Source organism: uncultured Microbulbifer sp. (genome assembly GCF_947504145.1).
Lineage (GTDB): Bacteria > Pseudomonadota > Gammaproteobacteria > Pseudomonadales > Cellvibrionaceae > Microbulbifer.
This window is the reverse complement of the sequence record NZ_CANNGQ010000004.1, coordinates 107,996-122,959: the sequence shown is the minus strand read 5'-3', so window position 1 is coordinate 122,959 and position 14,964 is coordinate 107,996. Positions and strand designations below refer to the sequence as shown.

The 14,964-nt window shown below is 56.7% G+C and carries 9 protein-coding genes; 7 read left to right on the top strand and 2 right to left on the bottom strand.

Annotated features, from left to right (window positions below; translation table 11 throughout):
• Positions 1-180: 180 nt before the first annotated feature.
• The 3 genes from Q1A74_RS13870 to rrtA all read left to right on the top strand — a co-directional run bounded on the left by Q1A74_RS13870 (position 181) and on the right by rrtA (position 4,977).
• A complete protein-coding gene (locus Q1A74_RS13870) occupies positions 181-2,088 on the top strand; it encodes a hypothetical protein (RefSeq protein ID WP_299597283.1) in 1,908 nt (635 codons plus the stop codon).
• A 94-nt stretch (positions 2,089-2,182) separates the two neighbouring features.
• Positions 2,183-4,222, top strand: coding sequence for a bifunctional 2',3'-cyclic-nucleotide 2'-phosphodiesterase/3'-nucleotidase (locus Q1A74_RS13865; RefSeq protein WP_299597280.1), 2,040 nt, complete (start codon positions 2,183-2,185; stop codon positions 4,220-4,222).
• Between the two features lie 116 nt (positions 4,223-4,338).
• Positions 4,339-4,977, top strand: coding sequence for a rhombosortase (gene rrtA / locus Q1A74_RS13860; RefSeq protein WP_299597277.1), 639 nt, complete (start codon positions 4,339-4,341; stop codon positions 4,975-4,977).
• Positions 4,978-5,038: 61 nt separating this feature from the next.
• Here the strand turns inward: rrtA and Q1A74_RS13855 are convergent, their stop codons facing one another.
• Both Q1A74_RS13855 and Q1A74_RS13850 read right to left on the bottom strand, forming a co-directional pair.
• The gene (locus Q1A74_RS13855) at positions 5,039-5,902 is read right to left on the bottom strand and encodes a hypothetical protein (protein WP_299597274.1); all 864 of its coding nucleotides are present in this window, start codon (positions 5,900-5,902) and stop codon (positions 5,039-5,041) included.
• 124 nt (positions 5,903-6,026) lie between these two features.
• Positions 6,027-9,245: a DEAD/DEAH box helicase gene (locus Q1A74_RS13850; protein ID WP_299597271.1), complete on the bottom strand. Its 3,219-nt coding sequence runs from the start codon at positions 9,243-9,245 to the stop codon at positions 6,027-6,029.
• A 331-nt stretch (positions 9,246-9,576) separates the two neighbouring features.
• Here Q1A74_RS13850 and Q1A74_RS13845 point away from each other — a divergent pair, with 331 nt between their 5' ends.
• The 4 genes from Q1A74_RS13845 to Q1A74_RS13830 all read left to right on the top strand — a co-directional run bounded on the left by Q1A74_RS13845 (position 9,577) and on the right by Q1A74_RS13830 (position 14,766).
• Positions 9,577-10,203, top strand: a complete 627-nt coding sequence (locus Q1A74_RS13845; RefSeq protein WP_299597268.1) for a DUF3298 and DUF4163 domain-containing protein — start codon at positions 9,577-9,579, stop codon at positions 10,201-10,203.
• Positions 10,193-11,410 carry an MFS transporter gene (locus Q1A74_RS13840; protein WP_299597266.1) on the top strand — a complete coding sequence of 406 codons (1,218 nt, stop codon included), beginning with the start codon at positions 10,193-10,195 and terminating at the stop codon, positions 11,408-11,410. Before Q1A74_RS13845 ends, Q1A74_RS13840 begins: the two co-directional genes overlap by 11 nt.
• A gap of 134 nt (positions 11,411-11,544) precedes the next feature.
• Complete coding sequence (locus Q1A74_RS13835) at positions 11,545-13,602, top strand: metallophosphoesterase (protein ID WP_299597263.1); 2,058 nt, start codon at positions 11,545-11,547, stop codon at positions 13,600-13,602.
• A gap of 387 nt (positions 13,603-13,989) precedes the next feature.
• A complete protein-coding gene (locus Q1A74_RS13830) occupies positions 13,990-14,766 on the top strand; it encodes a FadR/GntR family transcriptional regulator (RefSeq protein WP_299597260.1) in 777 nt (258 codons plus the stop codon).
• Positions 14,767-14,964 lie beyond the last annotated feature (198 nt).

Below are 14,964 nucleotides of genomic sequence, written 5' to 3'. Positions count from 1 at the left end.
GGCCCGGCCGAGAGGGCGGCTCGGGCGAAGAGAGTGTGAGCTTAGTATCTCCAGTAAGCGTAGAACAAATTTGCGCCAATGCCGGGTTGGTTGGTGTAACTGAAGTGTTATCAAACCTTAGTCAAAAATTCTTTTCCTTCCGTCAGGCTGTGGGCTACACCCTCATCAAGGACGGTTTCCATGAAAAGAATAGCTCTGACAACATTGTTGCTTGCCAGCGGCCTCGCCGAGGCTGCCGCTTATGACTGGAATTATCCCGCGCCCGTTAAATCCCCCGGTGCCAATGACAATGGCAAGGTGGTGTTGTTTGATGTTTCCCATGGGGGAACCGAAGGCAATGCGGACTGGGTCGTCGATGGTGCCTTCTCCGATTTTGCCGATGCGCTGGTGGCGGCCGGCTACACGGTCGAAGAGTACCGGGGGGTAGATAAAAACGGTGATGGAATCATTCAGTTTGTGGATGACTACACCAATCCCACCACAGCCAACAGCAACGCCAATGAAACGGTCATCACCTATTCCGGCATCAGCCATGGGGATGTGCTGGTGTTGGCAGAAAGTAACCGGCCGTTTACCCAAAATGAACTGCAGGCGCTGGAAGATTTTGTTGCCGACGGCAAGGGCATTTTCTTTATCGGCGATCACTACAACGCCGACCGCAACCTGAACAGCTGGGACAGCACCGAGGTTTTTAACGGTTACAACCGTTCCACTTTGTTGCAATTTAATGTCGGCGGCAGCTACGGCGACCTGCGTAACCCCGGTTCTGCCACCGCTGGGTGGCTGCCAGAGCAGTTTGGTATTCGCTTCCGCTTCAATGCAATCGACTGGCACAGTGGCGCCAGCGGTATTGTACCGGCGGCGGATGTAGAGGGGCTCACCGATGGTGTGGGCCCGGTATTGATGGCCGGCGGCGCTACCCTGGCGGTGACCGATCCGAGCCGTGCCAAAGGGCTGGTGTACTTCTCTCCCAATGACAATCCCAGCGACTGGACGCACGCGGTTGATTCCGGCCGTTACTTCGGCGGTACCGCGGAAGGGCCTTATGTCGCCATCGCCAAGTCGGGCCCCGGTAAAGCGGCATTTATTGGGGATTCCAGCCCCATCGAAGACAACTCTCCCAAATACAAACGCCAGGACAATGGCAATACCAAAAGTACCTACCCCGGCTGGACCGATGCCGGAAATGCCGCCCAGCTCAGCCTGAATCTGGTGGACTGGCTGGCAACCCCGGAAAGCTATACCCACTTCAACAGCAGTGCGCACCCGGCGGGAACCGCCACACCCAACCCAATGGCCAGTGAAGAACTGGATGACCCGGACAACGGTCAGCCCTGGAGTACCCCCTCCAGTGGCTACAACCCCTGGGACCCGAGCACCTTTGACTACGGCGCCTACGGCGCACCGACGGGCCCGCAGAATGGTAGCGGTGGTAGCAGCAGCGGCGGAGGCAGTGGGAATTCGCTGACGGTGAGTGAGGCGCTGTCTCTTCCGGTGGGCACTGCGGTCACCGTGCAGGGTGAAATTACCCAGGGGATCAACGGTGTTTACGCGCTGGAAATCCAGGACCCGGCGAACGGTAGCTTCCTCTACGTCAAACTTGAAAGCGAGTATCGCAGCGCGTTCAGCCCGCAAAACAATCCGTCTGTCATCGGTGAAACGCTGGAAGTCAGCGGTAGCCGCGACAACTACATGTCTGAACCCAGTATCGAATCCGTTTCCCATATGGAACTGGTAACCGCCGCTGGAGGAAGCAGCAGCGGTAGCAGCGGAGGGGGTTCCTGCGGTTCTTCACAGGCAGTTTCCGTCGATACCGTGTATGCCAGCAATCAGGGAACGACAGTGACTGTGATTGGTGAAGTCGTCGGTGGCATTAACGGCCCCTACGCGCTGGAGCTCGGTGACCTGAACAGCAATACAACGGTGTACGTCAAGTTGGAATCTGATCAGCGCGCGCAATTCAGCCCGGTCAACAATCCCTCCATCGTCGGCAAGACGCTGGAAGTGGTTGGGGTGCGCGATCTGTATATGAGTTATCCCAGCGTGGAGTCTGTCAGTGCGCTGACCGAGATTTCCAACTGCCCCTGAAGATTCATTCTCAAAATCACAATTTACTCTGAGCGGCGAGTCGATCTCGAACTTCGCCGCCAAGTACTTTTTCAAGACCGAACAGGTAACAACCATGCCGTTATTTTCCCGATCAATTTTTGCATCCGTCGGTTTGACCGTTGCCGGTGCCACTTTCTTAGCCGCCTGCAGTGATAGCAACAGCGGATTCAGTACGCCGGTTGTCGATGAAGTCGTTGCCGAGACGGTGCAGGCCGATCTGCGCCTGATGGAAACCACCGATATCCACGCAAACGTAATGGACTACAGCTATTACGGCGATGCGGATGACCCCAAGGTTGGCCTGGTGCGCACGGCGACGCTGATTAAAAATGCCCGCGCGGAGCTGGAGAATCCGCAGAACAGTGTGCTGGTGGATAACGGCGATCTGATTCAGGGCAGCCCCATGGGAGACTGGCGGCAGTCACAGGGCATTGCCGCCGGTGAGGTACACCCGGTGTTCAAGGTGATGAACGAGCTGCAGTACGATGTGGCCAATTACGGCAACCACGAATTCAATTACGGGTTGGAATTCCTCGCGGAAAGTATCAACGATGCTAACTTTCCCTACATCAGTGCGAACATTTTTGTCGATGACGGTGATAGCGATGACAGCAACGATGCGCTGTATTTTGAACCCTACCGGCTGATCGAGAAAACCCTGCTGGACCGCAACGGCGATGCGCGCGGTATCACCATTGGCTTTATTGGTTTTGTGCCGCCGCAGATCATGCAGTGGGATAAAAACAACTTGGAAGGCAAGGTAAAGACCCGCGATATCCGGGCCATGGCGGAACGTTTTGTGCCGGAGATGCGCGAGCAGGGTGCCGACATCGTGGTGGCCATTCCCCATTCCGGCATCAGTACCACCGCCTACGATGAGAACAGCCTTGAAGAAAACAGCAGCTGGCACCTGGCGGATGTGGAAGGTATCGACGCGATCATGTTCGGCCACAGCCATTTGCTGTTCCCGTCTGCCAACTATGCAGATACCGCAGAAGTGGATATTGAAAACGGCACCATCAAGGGTGTGCCCGCGGTCATGCCCGGTTACTGGGGCAGCCACCTGGGGGTGATTGATCTGGTGCTGGATTACGATACCGGCAGCGATGCCTGGACCATTGTGGAGAGTGCTGTATCCACCCCGGCGATTTTTGCCGACGATGCCCCGGCGGTGGAAGCGGATGCGCTGCTTGAAACCCTGGTGGCTGACGATCACCAGGCCACCATCGACTATATGAATCAGCCCATCGGCGCGTCTTCCGATGATATTTTCAGTTTCCTGGCCCTGGTGAAAGACGACCCTTCCATCCAGATCGTCAGCGATGCGCAAAAGGCCTACGTGGAAAACCTGATTCAGGGCGATGTGAACCTGCAGCACCTGCCGGTACTCTCGGCAGCGGCACCCTTCAAGGCCTGTACCCGCGACGGTATCTGTGCCGATGAAGGCAGCTTTACCACCGTCGCCAAAGGCGAACTGAAAGTGAAGAATGCCGCAGACCTTTACCTGTATCCGAATACCCTGATGGCGGTGAAGCTGTCCGGTGCAGAACTGGCGCAGTGGCTGGAGTGTTCCGCATCGCAATTCAACCAGATCGATACCCAGTCCAGCGCCCGTCAGGAGCTGGTGAACTTCAGCGGTTTCCCCACCTATAACTTCGACGTGATCGACGGTGTCACCTATCAGATCGATGTGACCCAGCCCGCACGTTACGACCGCGACTGCGCGCAAGTCAGCGAGGGCGAGCGCATTGTCGATCTGCAGTATCAGGGCGAGGCCGTAGACGCGGGCGATGAATTCCTGGTGGCCACCAACAATTACCGCGCGGGCGGTGGCAAGTTTGCCGGCACCGGTGGCGAGCACATTGTGATCGAGTCGCCGGATGAGAACCGCACCGTGCTGTCGAACTACATCAAACGCAACAGCCCGGTTACGCCCACTGCCGATGGCAACTGGTCCTTCGCGCCCATCGAGAGTGCTACGGATCTACAGGTGGTTTTTCGCGTGCCGAATACGGACCGGGTAGCCAACTTTGTTGCCACCAAGGCACCGGAAGCGGTATTTCTGGAAGTGAACGAGCGCAACGAAGCGGTGTATGAGCTGGACTTGCAATAACTAGCCGTACAGCAGTTTGCTCGACATCTTCGGTGACTGTGAAATTGCCAAACCCGGGCTTTTCAACCATAGTGCGGCATTCCCATTTTTAATGGCGCGCTGCGCACATATCGAAGATGCTCGATATAGATCGAAAAAATCTCGCCGGCAGCATTGGCGGCCCCGCTTTGCTGCTGTTGCTCTGCATGCTGATGCAGTGGCTCCAGTCTGTTTACCCGCACGGGTTTATGTACGACCGCGCACTGCTGGCCGAGGGCCAGTGGTGGCGGTTGCTCACCGGGCACCTTGTCCACACCAATACCGCACATCTGCTGCTGAACAGCGCGGGCATTGTGGCCCTGTGGTTTGTCTTCGGGCAGAGCCAGTTGCTCGGCCGGCGGCACCCGGTGGAGGCGTATCTCGGCCTGGTGGTATTGCTCTCGCTACTGATCAGCCTCGGCCTGTGGTGCTGGTTTCCGGAGGTGGAAAGTTACTACGGCCTCTCCGGTGTCTTGCATGGATTGTTCTGTTTCGGCGCGGTGAGTGAATTGTTCCAGCGCCGCTGGTCCGGCGGGCTTCTGCTGATCGGCTGTTTTCTGAAAGTGGGCTGGGAGCTGACCGCCGGTGCCAGTGCGGCGACAGCGGCCATGATCGAAGCGGAGGTGGCGGTGTCCAGCCACCTGCTTGGTACGGTTTTGGGAACCCTGATCGGTGCTGTAATCGGTGGTGTCTTCTGGTATTCCGACTTGCGAAAATTCAATGTTGCGGGCGATTAAAGGGCCGCAGTGTAGCAGTCAGTGAAAACACCAAAGGTTTTAGCAAGGCCTGTGCCCGCGCTCAGTGTGCTTGGTCGGTGCTTCTCTGGAACCAGCGCGCAAAAACATTTTCCACCACTGGTACGACATTGATGCCAACCATCCACTGGGGGCCGAACTCATCCGGGCGTTCGGTGTAATAATTGAACTCCATTCCGAACCGCCACGGGGTGTCACCGAGTATCACTGTTTTACTGACTGCGAGATTGATCGGCGTAGTCCAGGTTTCCGTGTTCCAGTTATAGGTGGCAATGGGAGAGCTAGCGATACTCCACGCATTGCCCGGCAGGTATACCGCGATAGGCTGCAGGGTGGTGATACTGATGTTTTCCTCTCCCCAGCCTGCCACATCCCATTGATGATTGGGGAAAAAGCCGATGACATATTTTTTCGACACCTTGGCGATGAGAAATTCCGGGCCGAGGGTCATCTGGCCGATGCCGAGCTCACTGGAGGTTGCGGTGGGCAGACTACCGGCTGCGCCGACAGAGAAATTGACTCCGGATTCTGTCGTATGACCGTAAGAAATATCAAAGCCGATATCTCCAAGGCCCAGCTCCTGGGTAAAACGCCCCTCACTTGAATCAAATACCGGCTGATCAAAAAAAACCGGAAATGCCGGGCGGACGAAAAACATATCGCCGCCGCCGAGCTTTATTGGAAAAGAGGGCTGGAACAGCAGCTCATAGCCACGTTGGCCGTCGGCATCCCCCAGGCTGCCTTCAAACCAGCGGAACTGATTTTTGAACGTCAGGCGTGCGAGGGACGTGTTGGGGTTGGACAATTGGCGGCTAACTTCATTGGCAGATAGGTCGCCGCCTTCATCGGCTGTGTGCCCCGAGGTGGAATACAGCAAAAATAATATCACGCCAAGGCGTTTGACCATTTACCTGAGCTCCCTGTCGTTCCTTGAGAGGCATAAGCATAGTCCGTGGTGCTGCATGGCGCTGGCCGAGCTCCGTTTTGCACTATGCAATCACTGCAGTTCGCGCTACGAACGACTCCGCTCCTCAAGACAACAGTGACAGTAGTCCTTCCCTGTCTGCGGGTAATTTCGCGGTATTCGTCGCGTCGAAGAGCGCGTCGGACAGCGCCTGCTTATGTCGCTGCATCTGGTGAATGCGCTCCTCTACCGTATCCGCAGCCACCAGCTTGTACACAAACACCGGTTTGTCCTGGCCGATGCGGTGGGCGCGGTCGGTGGCCTGGTTTTCTACCGCCGGGTTCCACCAGGGGTCCATATGGATCACCACGTCGGCGGCGGTCAGGTTGAGGCCGGCGCCGCCGGCTTTCAGGCTAATCAGGAATACCCGAACTTCACCGCTCTGAAAAATGTCGATGGCCTGCTGGCGTTTGCGGGTCTGGCCAGTGAGTTTGGTGTAATCGATTTTCTGCTCGCTGAGCAGTTCCTCGATCAGTTTCAAAACCTGGGTGAACTGGGAGAAAATCAGAATATTACGACCTTCTTCCAGCAGTTGCGGCAGGTTTTCCTCGAGCCAGTTGAGCTTGGCACTCTCGCGAATACCGGCAGCCTTGTCCAGTTTGACCAGGCGCGGATCAATGCAGGTCTGGCGCAGCTTCAATAGCGCGTCGAGAAATTCGATATGGCTCTTGCCCATTCCCTGTCGTTCCACCAGATCGCGAATGCGCTTCTCCATACTGATGCGTACACTCTCATACAGCGCGCGCTGTTTGCTGCCGAGTTCGACATATTGAATCGTCTCGGTCTTCGGTGGTAGCTCTGCTACCACTTCCGACTTGGTGCGCCGCAACATAAACGGGCGCACTTTCTGCGCGAGTTCCTGTTGGCGCTCGTGGTTGCCATGGCTTTCGATCGGCGTGCGGTAAGTCTGCTGGAAGGTTTTTCGGCTGCCGAGTAACCCCGGCAAGGCAAAGTCCATCAGCGACCAGAGTTCTCCCAGGTGATTTTCCAGTGGCGTGCCGGAAAGGCACAGACGAGTATTGCTATGGAGACTGCGCACCACTTCCGCAATTTGGGTGGTGGGGTTTTTGATCGCCTGGGCTTCGTCCAGCGCCAGCAGGCTGAACTCGCGGTCTTTATAGTACGTCTGGTCCCGGGCCAGCAGTGGGTAGGTGGTGATGACCAGGTCGCTGTGTTTGATCTGGCCGAAGGCGGCATCTCGATCGGGCCCATGCACCAGGGTGGTTTTTAGCTGCGGCGTGAACTGCGCCGCCTCGTGCATCCAGTTGCCGGTCAGGCTGGTGGGTGCGACCACCAGTGCGGGTTTGCCCAGTGCGCCGGTTTCTTTCATGTGCTGCACCAGCGCCAGGGTCTGCAGAGTTTTCCCCAGGCCCATATCGTCGGCGAGGATGCCGCCGAAGCCGTACTGCTGCAAAAAAGCCAGCCAGTTGAGGCCGTCTTGTTGATAGGGACGCAGGGTGGCATTGAGGTCTGTGGGCTTGGGTATCGGTTGCAGGCCGGAAAAGTCCCGTAGGGTTTCCATCAGCTTTTGGGTAATGGGCGCGTGGCGCTGCTCCAGGCCTTCGATTTCGGAAAACTGCGCTGCCTGGAATGCGGGGAGTCGCACGGCTCGAGCGAGCTTTTTCTCCTTGAGTAAATCCAGTAACAGGCCGCGAATATTCTGTAGGGGTTTGGTGTCTACACTGATCCAGTCGCCATCGACAATAATGCTCAGCTGCTCCGGGGTATCCTGCTCCAGCCATTGTTCAATCAAGTCGACAATGGGCCACTGCCGGCCGTTTGGCAGCGTCAGATCCAGCCCCAGTTCAAACCAGTTGTCGTTGGTGTCCGCGCTGTCGGTGAGTTCGACCGCGATTTCCACATGGGAAAGTTCAAAACGATAGCTGGGATCGGTTTCGATCACCCAGCCCTGTTTCTGCCAGTCGGGTATTTGGTCCCGCAACAGGGCACTCCAGCGCTCGAATATTTTTTCCGGCTTGGTGGCGTCCAGTACCCACACTTCTTCTTGCCCACCGAGGTTTTCCTGAATCAGGTACAGGCCCTGACTGTAGATCTGGTCAACGCATTGTTGTTCGCGCTGCATATCGCGAATGACATGCAGGTACTCGCCGTCTTTTTCCCGGATGATTTCCGGGCCTTCGCCGTGGCGGCTGTAAGACGGTGACACCATTAACCCCGCATAATCGAAATGCAGTTTCAGCGCGGGTAATTTGTAGTGGTCGAAGTCGCAACCCACCAGGGAAATATGCGGCGTGAATTCGCTGGTGTGAGTAAGTTTGGGTTCTACAGGCAGAGGTAACTGGGAGGCGGGAATCTGCTGACGCAGTTGCACGGACATCAGACCAACATCGTTATCGGGCACCGGCGGCATTTCCAGCAGATGGGTCAACTGGTCGGTGGGCAGTGGCGTGTCGATATCTCCGATAGCGATATTTTCGGTATCCAAATAGCAGGGCGGGCTTACCGGAATCAATTGCCAGCGGCTGGCACTGTCCATGTCATCAAGGACCGCCGTTAGTTGCTGGTTGCCGTTGTCGTCAGGCTCCCATCGCCATTGCAATTCGCGCGCAGGTGCACGTTGAATCAGCGTGTCATCAAAATAGAAGCGGTTACTTTCAAGAAGGTAAGTCAGTGCGCGCCGCCCCCGTTCGCCCATCAGTCCGAGGCGGCCAGAAGCATTGACCTGCGGGAGCAGTTCCAGAATGGTGACGTCTTCGTCCAGCAGGTGGCTGGGACGGTTCCAGCTCAGGTATTTGGTGTCCTGGTGAAAATTCCGGATCTGGCTCCAGTTACCATCTTTCTTCAGGTATCCCTTTTTGGTGGATAACTTCAGGCGACTTTGCGCGTCTTCTTCCAGCACATACAGCAGATAGTGATTACCGTATTCCAGTGGACCAGAACCTTCGCGGGGGGCATGTGGTAAACCCTGTAGCCATTCGAGCCACCGAGGATTGCCGGGCGTTGGCTGCTGTGCGCTCGATGGCGTGTCGGCGGTAGGTGCCGGTTCGCCTATTTCCCGATCCAGGATTTTTAGTGCCACTGCCACCGCGTGTTTGCAATTCAGCGATACCGGGCAGGAGCAGAGGCCCACCAGGCGCGACCGCTCAACGTCCAGTTCCACCCGATACACATAGCGCCCAGAGCCCTTGACCCGGCCGCGATACACCTCGGCATCGTCATCCCAATAAGCTTCCTCTACCCGGCCGCGCAGGAAGTAATCCTCACCCCGGGCAAAACTGCGCTCGTTGGCCATTTGCTGGATATTTTTGAGGGCAAAAGGAATCAAGTGAAAGCTCCGGCGTAGGCAGTATTCTGGCGGGTCACTGTGGTCAAACCGTTCACTTTAACACGTTAAAGGCGCTTGCGAGCGCGCGCACGGCTACTTATGCTCGTGCAGTCCTCCGCCCTCAAACCCTTATGGAGAATGTATGTCGTTCACCTCATTGTCACTTCAATCACGCTCTCATTGGATGCTGCCACTGGCCCTGCTTTTGGTGTTCGGTTTGGCAGGCTGTGGGCCGAAAAAGAATGGGGCGCCCGCAGCGCTTGATTCCCAGGTGGAAACCCTGGAATTGCGTCCGCCAGGCTGTAATTCACCGGATGCGTGTGCGTCGGTCATGATTCGACGTGAAGTGTTTGCGGATCGCCCCGCGCTCAACGATGCGATTTATGCGCAAATGCTCCAGCAGTTGCAGGGCAATGACGATGCATCGTCGGCGCCACTGAACGCCCTCGACAAGGTCGCGCAGAAATTTCTCGACGATGCTGCCGCGGTCACAGTGACCTCCGCTGCTCAGTGGCAGCTGAACGGTGATGCCAAACAATTGGCGCGCTACGGCAATCTGCTGACCATTGTAGTCAATAGTTATCTCTATACCGGCGGTGCCCACGGCATGCCGGTCAGTCGCTGGTTGAACTGGGATCTCGCCGATGATCAGCAGGTAACTTTGGCCGATGTCATCGAGCCAGGGCAGGAAAAAGCCTTCTGGGCACTCGCAGCAGACGCGCATCGTCAGTGGTTGGCAACCCAGCAGGTTGATAGCGACTTTGGCAAAAACTGGCCCTTCACCAAAAGCGAAGATTTCCGTTTGACGGACACGGGTTTGGTGCTGCTGTACGGCGTGTATACTCTCGGCCCCTATTCAATGGGGGAGGTCGAGTTCACATTGCCGCGGGAAAAACTGACGGGTGTGGTTCGCGCTACCTATCTCAATACCACAGAGAGTTCTTGTGATGGAAGCTAGTCTGCAGGGCGAAGCCCCCCTAACGCTCAGCGAGCGTAAACAGCGCAGTAACGTCTGGCGCCTGGCTATTGCCCAAGCACTGGCGGGGGCCAACTCCGTAGTGGTGTATGCCACCGGCGCTATTGTGGGCAATGCACTGGCGCCGTCGCCGGTACTGGCGACATTGCCCCTGTCGATTTTTGTTGTCGGCATGGCGTTGTGTATTCTGCCGATGGGTACCATTGCCGGTCGCCACGGCCGCAGGGCAGCATTCATGACTGGTACCGGGGCGGGTGTGTTGTCAGGCCTGCTGGCCATGTGCGCGACTTATGTCAGCGGAGTGAATGGCTTCTGGCTGTTGTGTCTGTCGACGTTTTTTGGCGGCGCCTACGCCGCTGTGGTGCTGAGTTTTCGCTTTGCTGCCGCCGATGGCGTGGCCCCTGCGCGCAAAGCCCAGGCGCTTTCCATGGTCATGGCTGGTGGCGTTGCCGCCGGTGTGGTGGGCCCGCAGCTGGTGACCTGGACCATGGACCTGTGGCCAAAGTACCTGTTTATCGTCACTTTTTTTGCGCAGGCCGCGGTGGCGGTGGTCGCCGCGTTTATTTTAATGGGCGTGCACCTGCCCAAGCCGACGCTGGCCCAAGTCCGTGGTGGTCGGCCGATCGGCGCAATCGCTCGGCAACCGCGCTTTATCGTGGCGGCAACTTGCGGCGCCATTTCCTACACGCTGATGAACTTCCTGATGACCGCAGCACCACTTGCCATGCATATGCATGGGCATTCCACCGAGTCGTCCAACCTCGGCCTGCAGTGGCATGTTATCGCCATGTTCGGTCCCAGCTTTTTTACCGGCAAATTCATCCAGCGCTTTGGTGCCGAGCGGGTGATGATGGTGGGGCTGTTGTTGATCGGTATTTCCGCGGCGGTTGGTCTTGGTGGTATGGACGTAGGGCATTTCTGGTGGACGCTGATACTGCTGGGAGTGGGTTGGAACTTCGGCTTTCTCGGCGCCTCAGCGCTGGTGCTGGAGTGCCATACGGAAGTAGAAAAAACGCGAGTACAGTCGGTGAATGACTTTATTGTTTTTGGGCTGATGGCCCTGGGCTCGTTTGCCTCCGGTGGCATCCTCAGTGCCTACGGCTGGAATACCGTATTGTGGGCCTCCTTTCCGCCGCTGGCGATTACCGTGATTGCCCTGGCCGTACTGCAGTTTCGGGCCAAACCATAAAACTCCGTTTATAAAATTCACTAAACAGAAGCCAAACCTTCACTTCTTTGCTTTTGAATAGATTGCGATAGCTGCCAAAGATCGGCTGTTCCGCAAAAATTCCATAAGCAACTGTAAACAAAGTGGGGGTAGTAATGTTTGTTAATAAACCTGTGTGGCAGCCACTGATTGTGGCGCTCGTATTCTGCTGCGCATTGGCCGGCTGTGAATCCGAAAACGGAAATACCAATAATCTCGATGTTCCAGACGAGGTTTCTGAACAGCCGGATAATGAACAGGAGCCAGACGAAGAGGAAGAGCCGGTAGAAGAAGGCGAGGAGGCGACAGAGGAGGCGGCAACCGTGGATTCTGTTTTCCGAATTGGTCTGCTACCGGACACCCAGGGTGGCACCGACAGCGAGGGCCAGGCCCACGTTTCCCTGCATCCCATGCGCGAAGTGCTGAAGCATCAGCAAGCAGCCGGGGTGAACATGGTGATCGCCCTCGGTGACCTCACCGATCACGGTTCCGCAGTGGAATTTGCTGAATGGCGCTCGGTGGCCGATGGATACGCAGAGCAGGGCATCGAGTTTCTGCCAGTTATGGGCAACCACGAAACCAGTTATGCCTACACCGTGGAGTGGATCGATAATATGCGTGATTTCATTCCCAAGGATGCCGTGCATATGCCCGGATACGAGTGGGTGAATTATTACGTGGTGCGTGAAAATGTGCTGGTGATCGGTCTCGCTTATTACAACCTGCCAGTCGCCTTCGAATGGATCAAGCAGGTGGTCTATGAGCAGCGGGAAAATGTGGATCATATCGTGGTTGCCAGCCACGACGGCCTGATCGGCGCCAAGTACGGACAGACCCGAGAGCAGATTGTAGAGGGCACCAAAGACGACCATTGGGTTTACCAGGTACAGCCACAAATTCGTGAATTCTTCGCCGATCACGATGTCATTTATGTGCAGGGCCACGAGCATCAGTATCAGCGCTCGCTGATCTCCGCAAAAACTGCCTTAACCACGTTGCCCTCCAGCTCCACCCCCGCCGGCGGTAACTACCGTATGGATGTGTATACCCAGATCATGGCGGGCAACGCGTCCTACAAGGGCTATGAGTTTCGTTACGGTGAGCGGGATCTGGTGCAGATGATCGTGGCGCAGAAAAATGCCACTTACTCCAGTGGCTCCGAAGCGTACGACGTAAACTCCTCAGTGCTAACGTTTCAGGGGCCACGAGTGGATTACGTTTCCTACTTTGCGCCACATACCGCAAAAAGTAACGACACGTCCTACGCGTTTGTCGCAGAGTGGAAATTGGCTGACCGCTTCTCCCGAACCACCAACCGCTGTGAAACCGTCATCTACCCGGATGCGATTCCCGAGGGCACCCGCTCGGCGCTGGTGTTGCAGCCGGAATACCGCAGCAACGAATGTCTGGCACCTCAGGGCGGCTACGCCCGGTTGATCGGCGGCCGCAATAAAACCTTCAACCGCACCGATACCCGTACCCGGGATATGGGCGTCACCCCCGGCTTCTCCCGCGCGGAAACTCTGAACGACCTGATGCGTCTCGCCTATCAGTGGTTGTACCAGTACCACGAAAGCTGGACGCCCAACCTCAACAGTCCGTTGCGCGCGGCGCCCGACTACGAGAGCGACGAGCTGATCATTCCCGAAACCACCATCGACCTGAAAGAACACGTTACCCTGAGCTGGTTGGCAGCCACGGAAGAAACGGTGTCCGATATTCTGGTGGTGAGTGGTACCCAGAATCAGACGGGCATTTATCAAGACGATTACGGCGTGCTGAAAGATATTGAAGTGGACTCCGGTCTCGCCATGAGCACACCGGACGGCGGCGCCAAGCCTCCGGTGGTATTGCCGGAAACGGCTACCCGGTCATGGGATATCAGCACGGCGGTGGCCGACCGCTACGCGCTGGCCTTTACCGGCCCGGATGGCGCCGATGAAAGCCTGATCCTGGCCGTTCAGTCGGGCGGTCAGTGGCAGCCTCTGGCCGAGGAGGGCTGTGTACTGGAAGTATCCTGGCAGGACAGCTTTCTGAGCAGCGCACCGGAGCGCGCCGCCGGTTGTGATGGGCAACCGCTGGTGGGCTTTGATTCGGCTGAGCCCAATCAGTGGTGGGCGGTAATGCAGCGGGATGCAGAGTTGGCACTGGTGGCGCGCGCCAGCGTGAACTGAGTCGAACCTGTGAATTGACTGAATCTTGAATCCGGGACTACTCAAATCCCGCGCCAGTTTACTGGCGCGGGATTTTTTTATGGCGTTTCCCCTGGCCGGCTCGCCAGCCAGCATGCCCGGATAGTGAGTCTCATCCATCAGCGGATCTTCCACCGCTTCAACCCTGCCCATATGGGCACAACACGTCCCCGTCCGCCGGTGTTTAACAGAGTTAGTCTCGGGGCTGGAGATGTATGGGGAAAACGTTCTAATCAGCCGATAAATGGGCAGCTATCACTATCAGCCATCATACCAATGAGCATTGCCTGTAAGACCAATTGTGGTAGACTCGGGGGTAAGTATTCGGGCCTTTTGGGCTATAAAAATACCACGTTGATGATGACTCTTATGAAAACCGAATTTGTTGGAAATGGCCGCCGAATCTATCAGCAGGTGGTTGAGAAAATGCTGACCCTTCTGGACAGCGGCGAGTATCCGCCGGGCGTACGCCTTCCCTCTGAGCGCGAGCTGTCGGAGATGTTCGATGTCAGCCGCCCCAGTATCCGCGAAGCCATTATTGCCCTCGAGGTCATGGGGCGCGTTTCTGTGCGTACTGGCTCCGGCGTATATGTGATTGAGCCGGTCAGCGTATTTACCGACAGCAAGGAATTCAGCCCCTTTGAGCTCACCGAAGCCCGCGTGCTGGTGGAAGGTGAGGCCGCTGCGCTGGCTGCCACCATGATCACCGAGGAGCAGCTGGAAGATTTGCGCGGCGCCTACCGGGACATGGTGCGCGAAAACGAAGAGGGCAACCTCACCTCTGAGCGCGCTGACCGCAAGTTCCATGAAGTGATTTCCCGTGCGACCCATAACCGGGTGATGATCAGTACCATCAACAAGCTGTGGGATATCCAGGAGCACTCGCCGGATATCCAGTCGGTACATAAATCGGTGTGTAAGAAGGATGGGCAGAAGCGCCTTGCCGAGCACAAAGCGATTCTACAGGCCCTGGAAAATAGCGATGCCTGTGCCGCACGCAAGGCTATGCGCCTGCACTTCAGCCGCTCCCTGAACGCGCTACATGATGCCTCCGAGGCAAAAGCGGTAGAGGTGGTACGGCGGGAAGTATCCGAGCGTCGCAAACGCTTCTCTATCGACCGCCTGGGCGAGACTGCCGGCTTCTGATCCACCGACTGTTTTCATAAGGCCATATGACCTCGCGGTTGTATGGCCTTTTTTATTACCTGCGTTTCACGGGGAATAACTTACAGGCACAAAAAAGCCCGCACGAGGCGGGCGAATAAATTCCGACAGGCGGCACCTAGTCGGATGGAGAAGAGACAACCAATCAAACAAACCGAAGAACCTGTAACCCATTCCGAG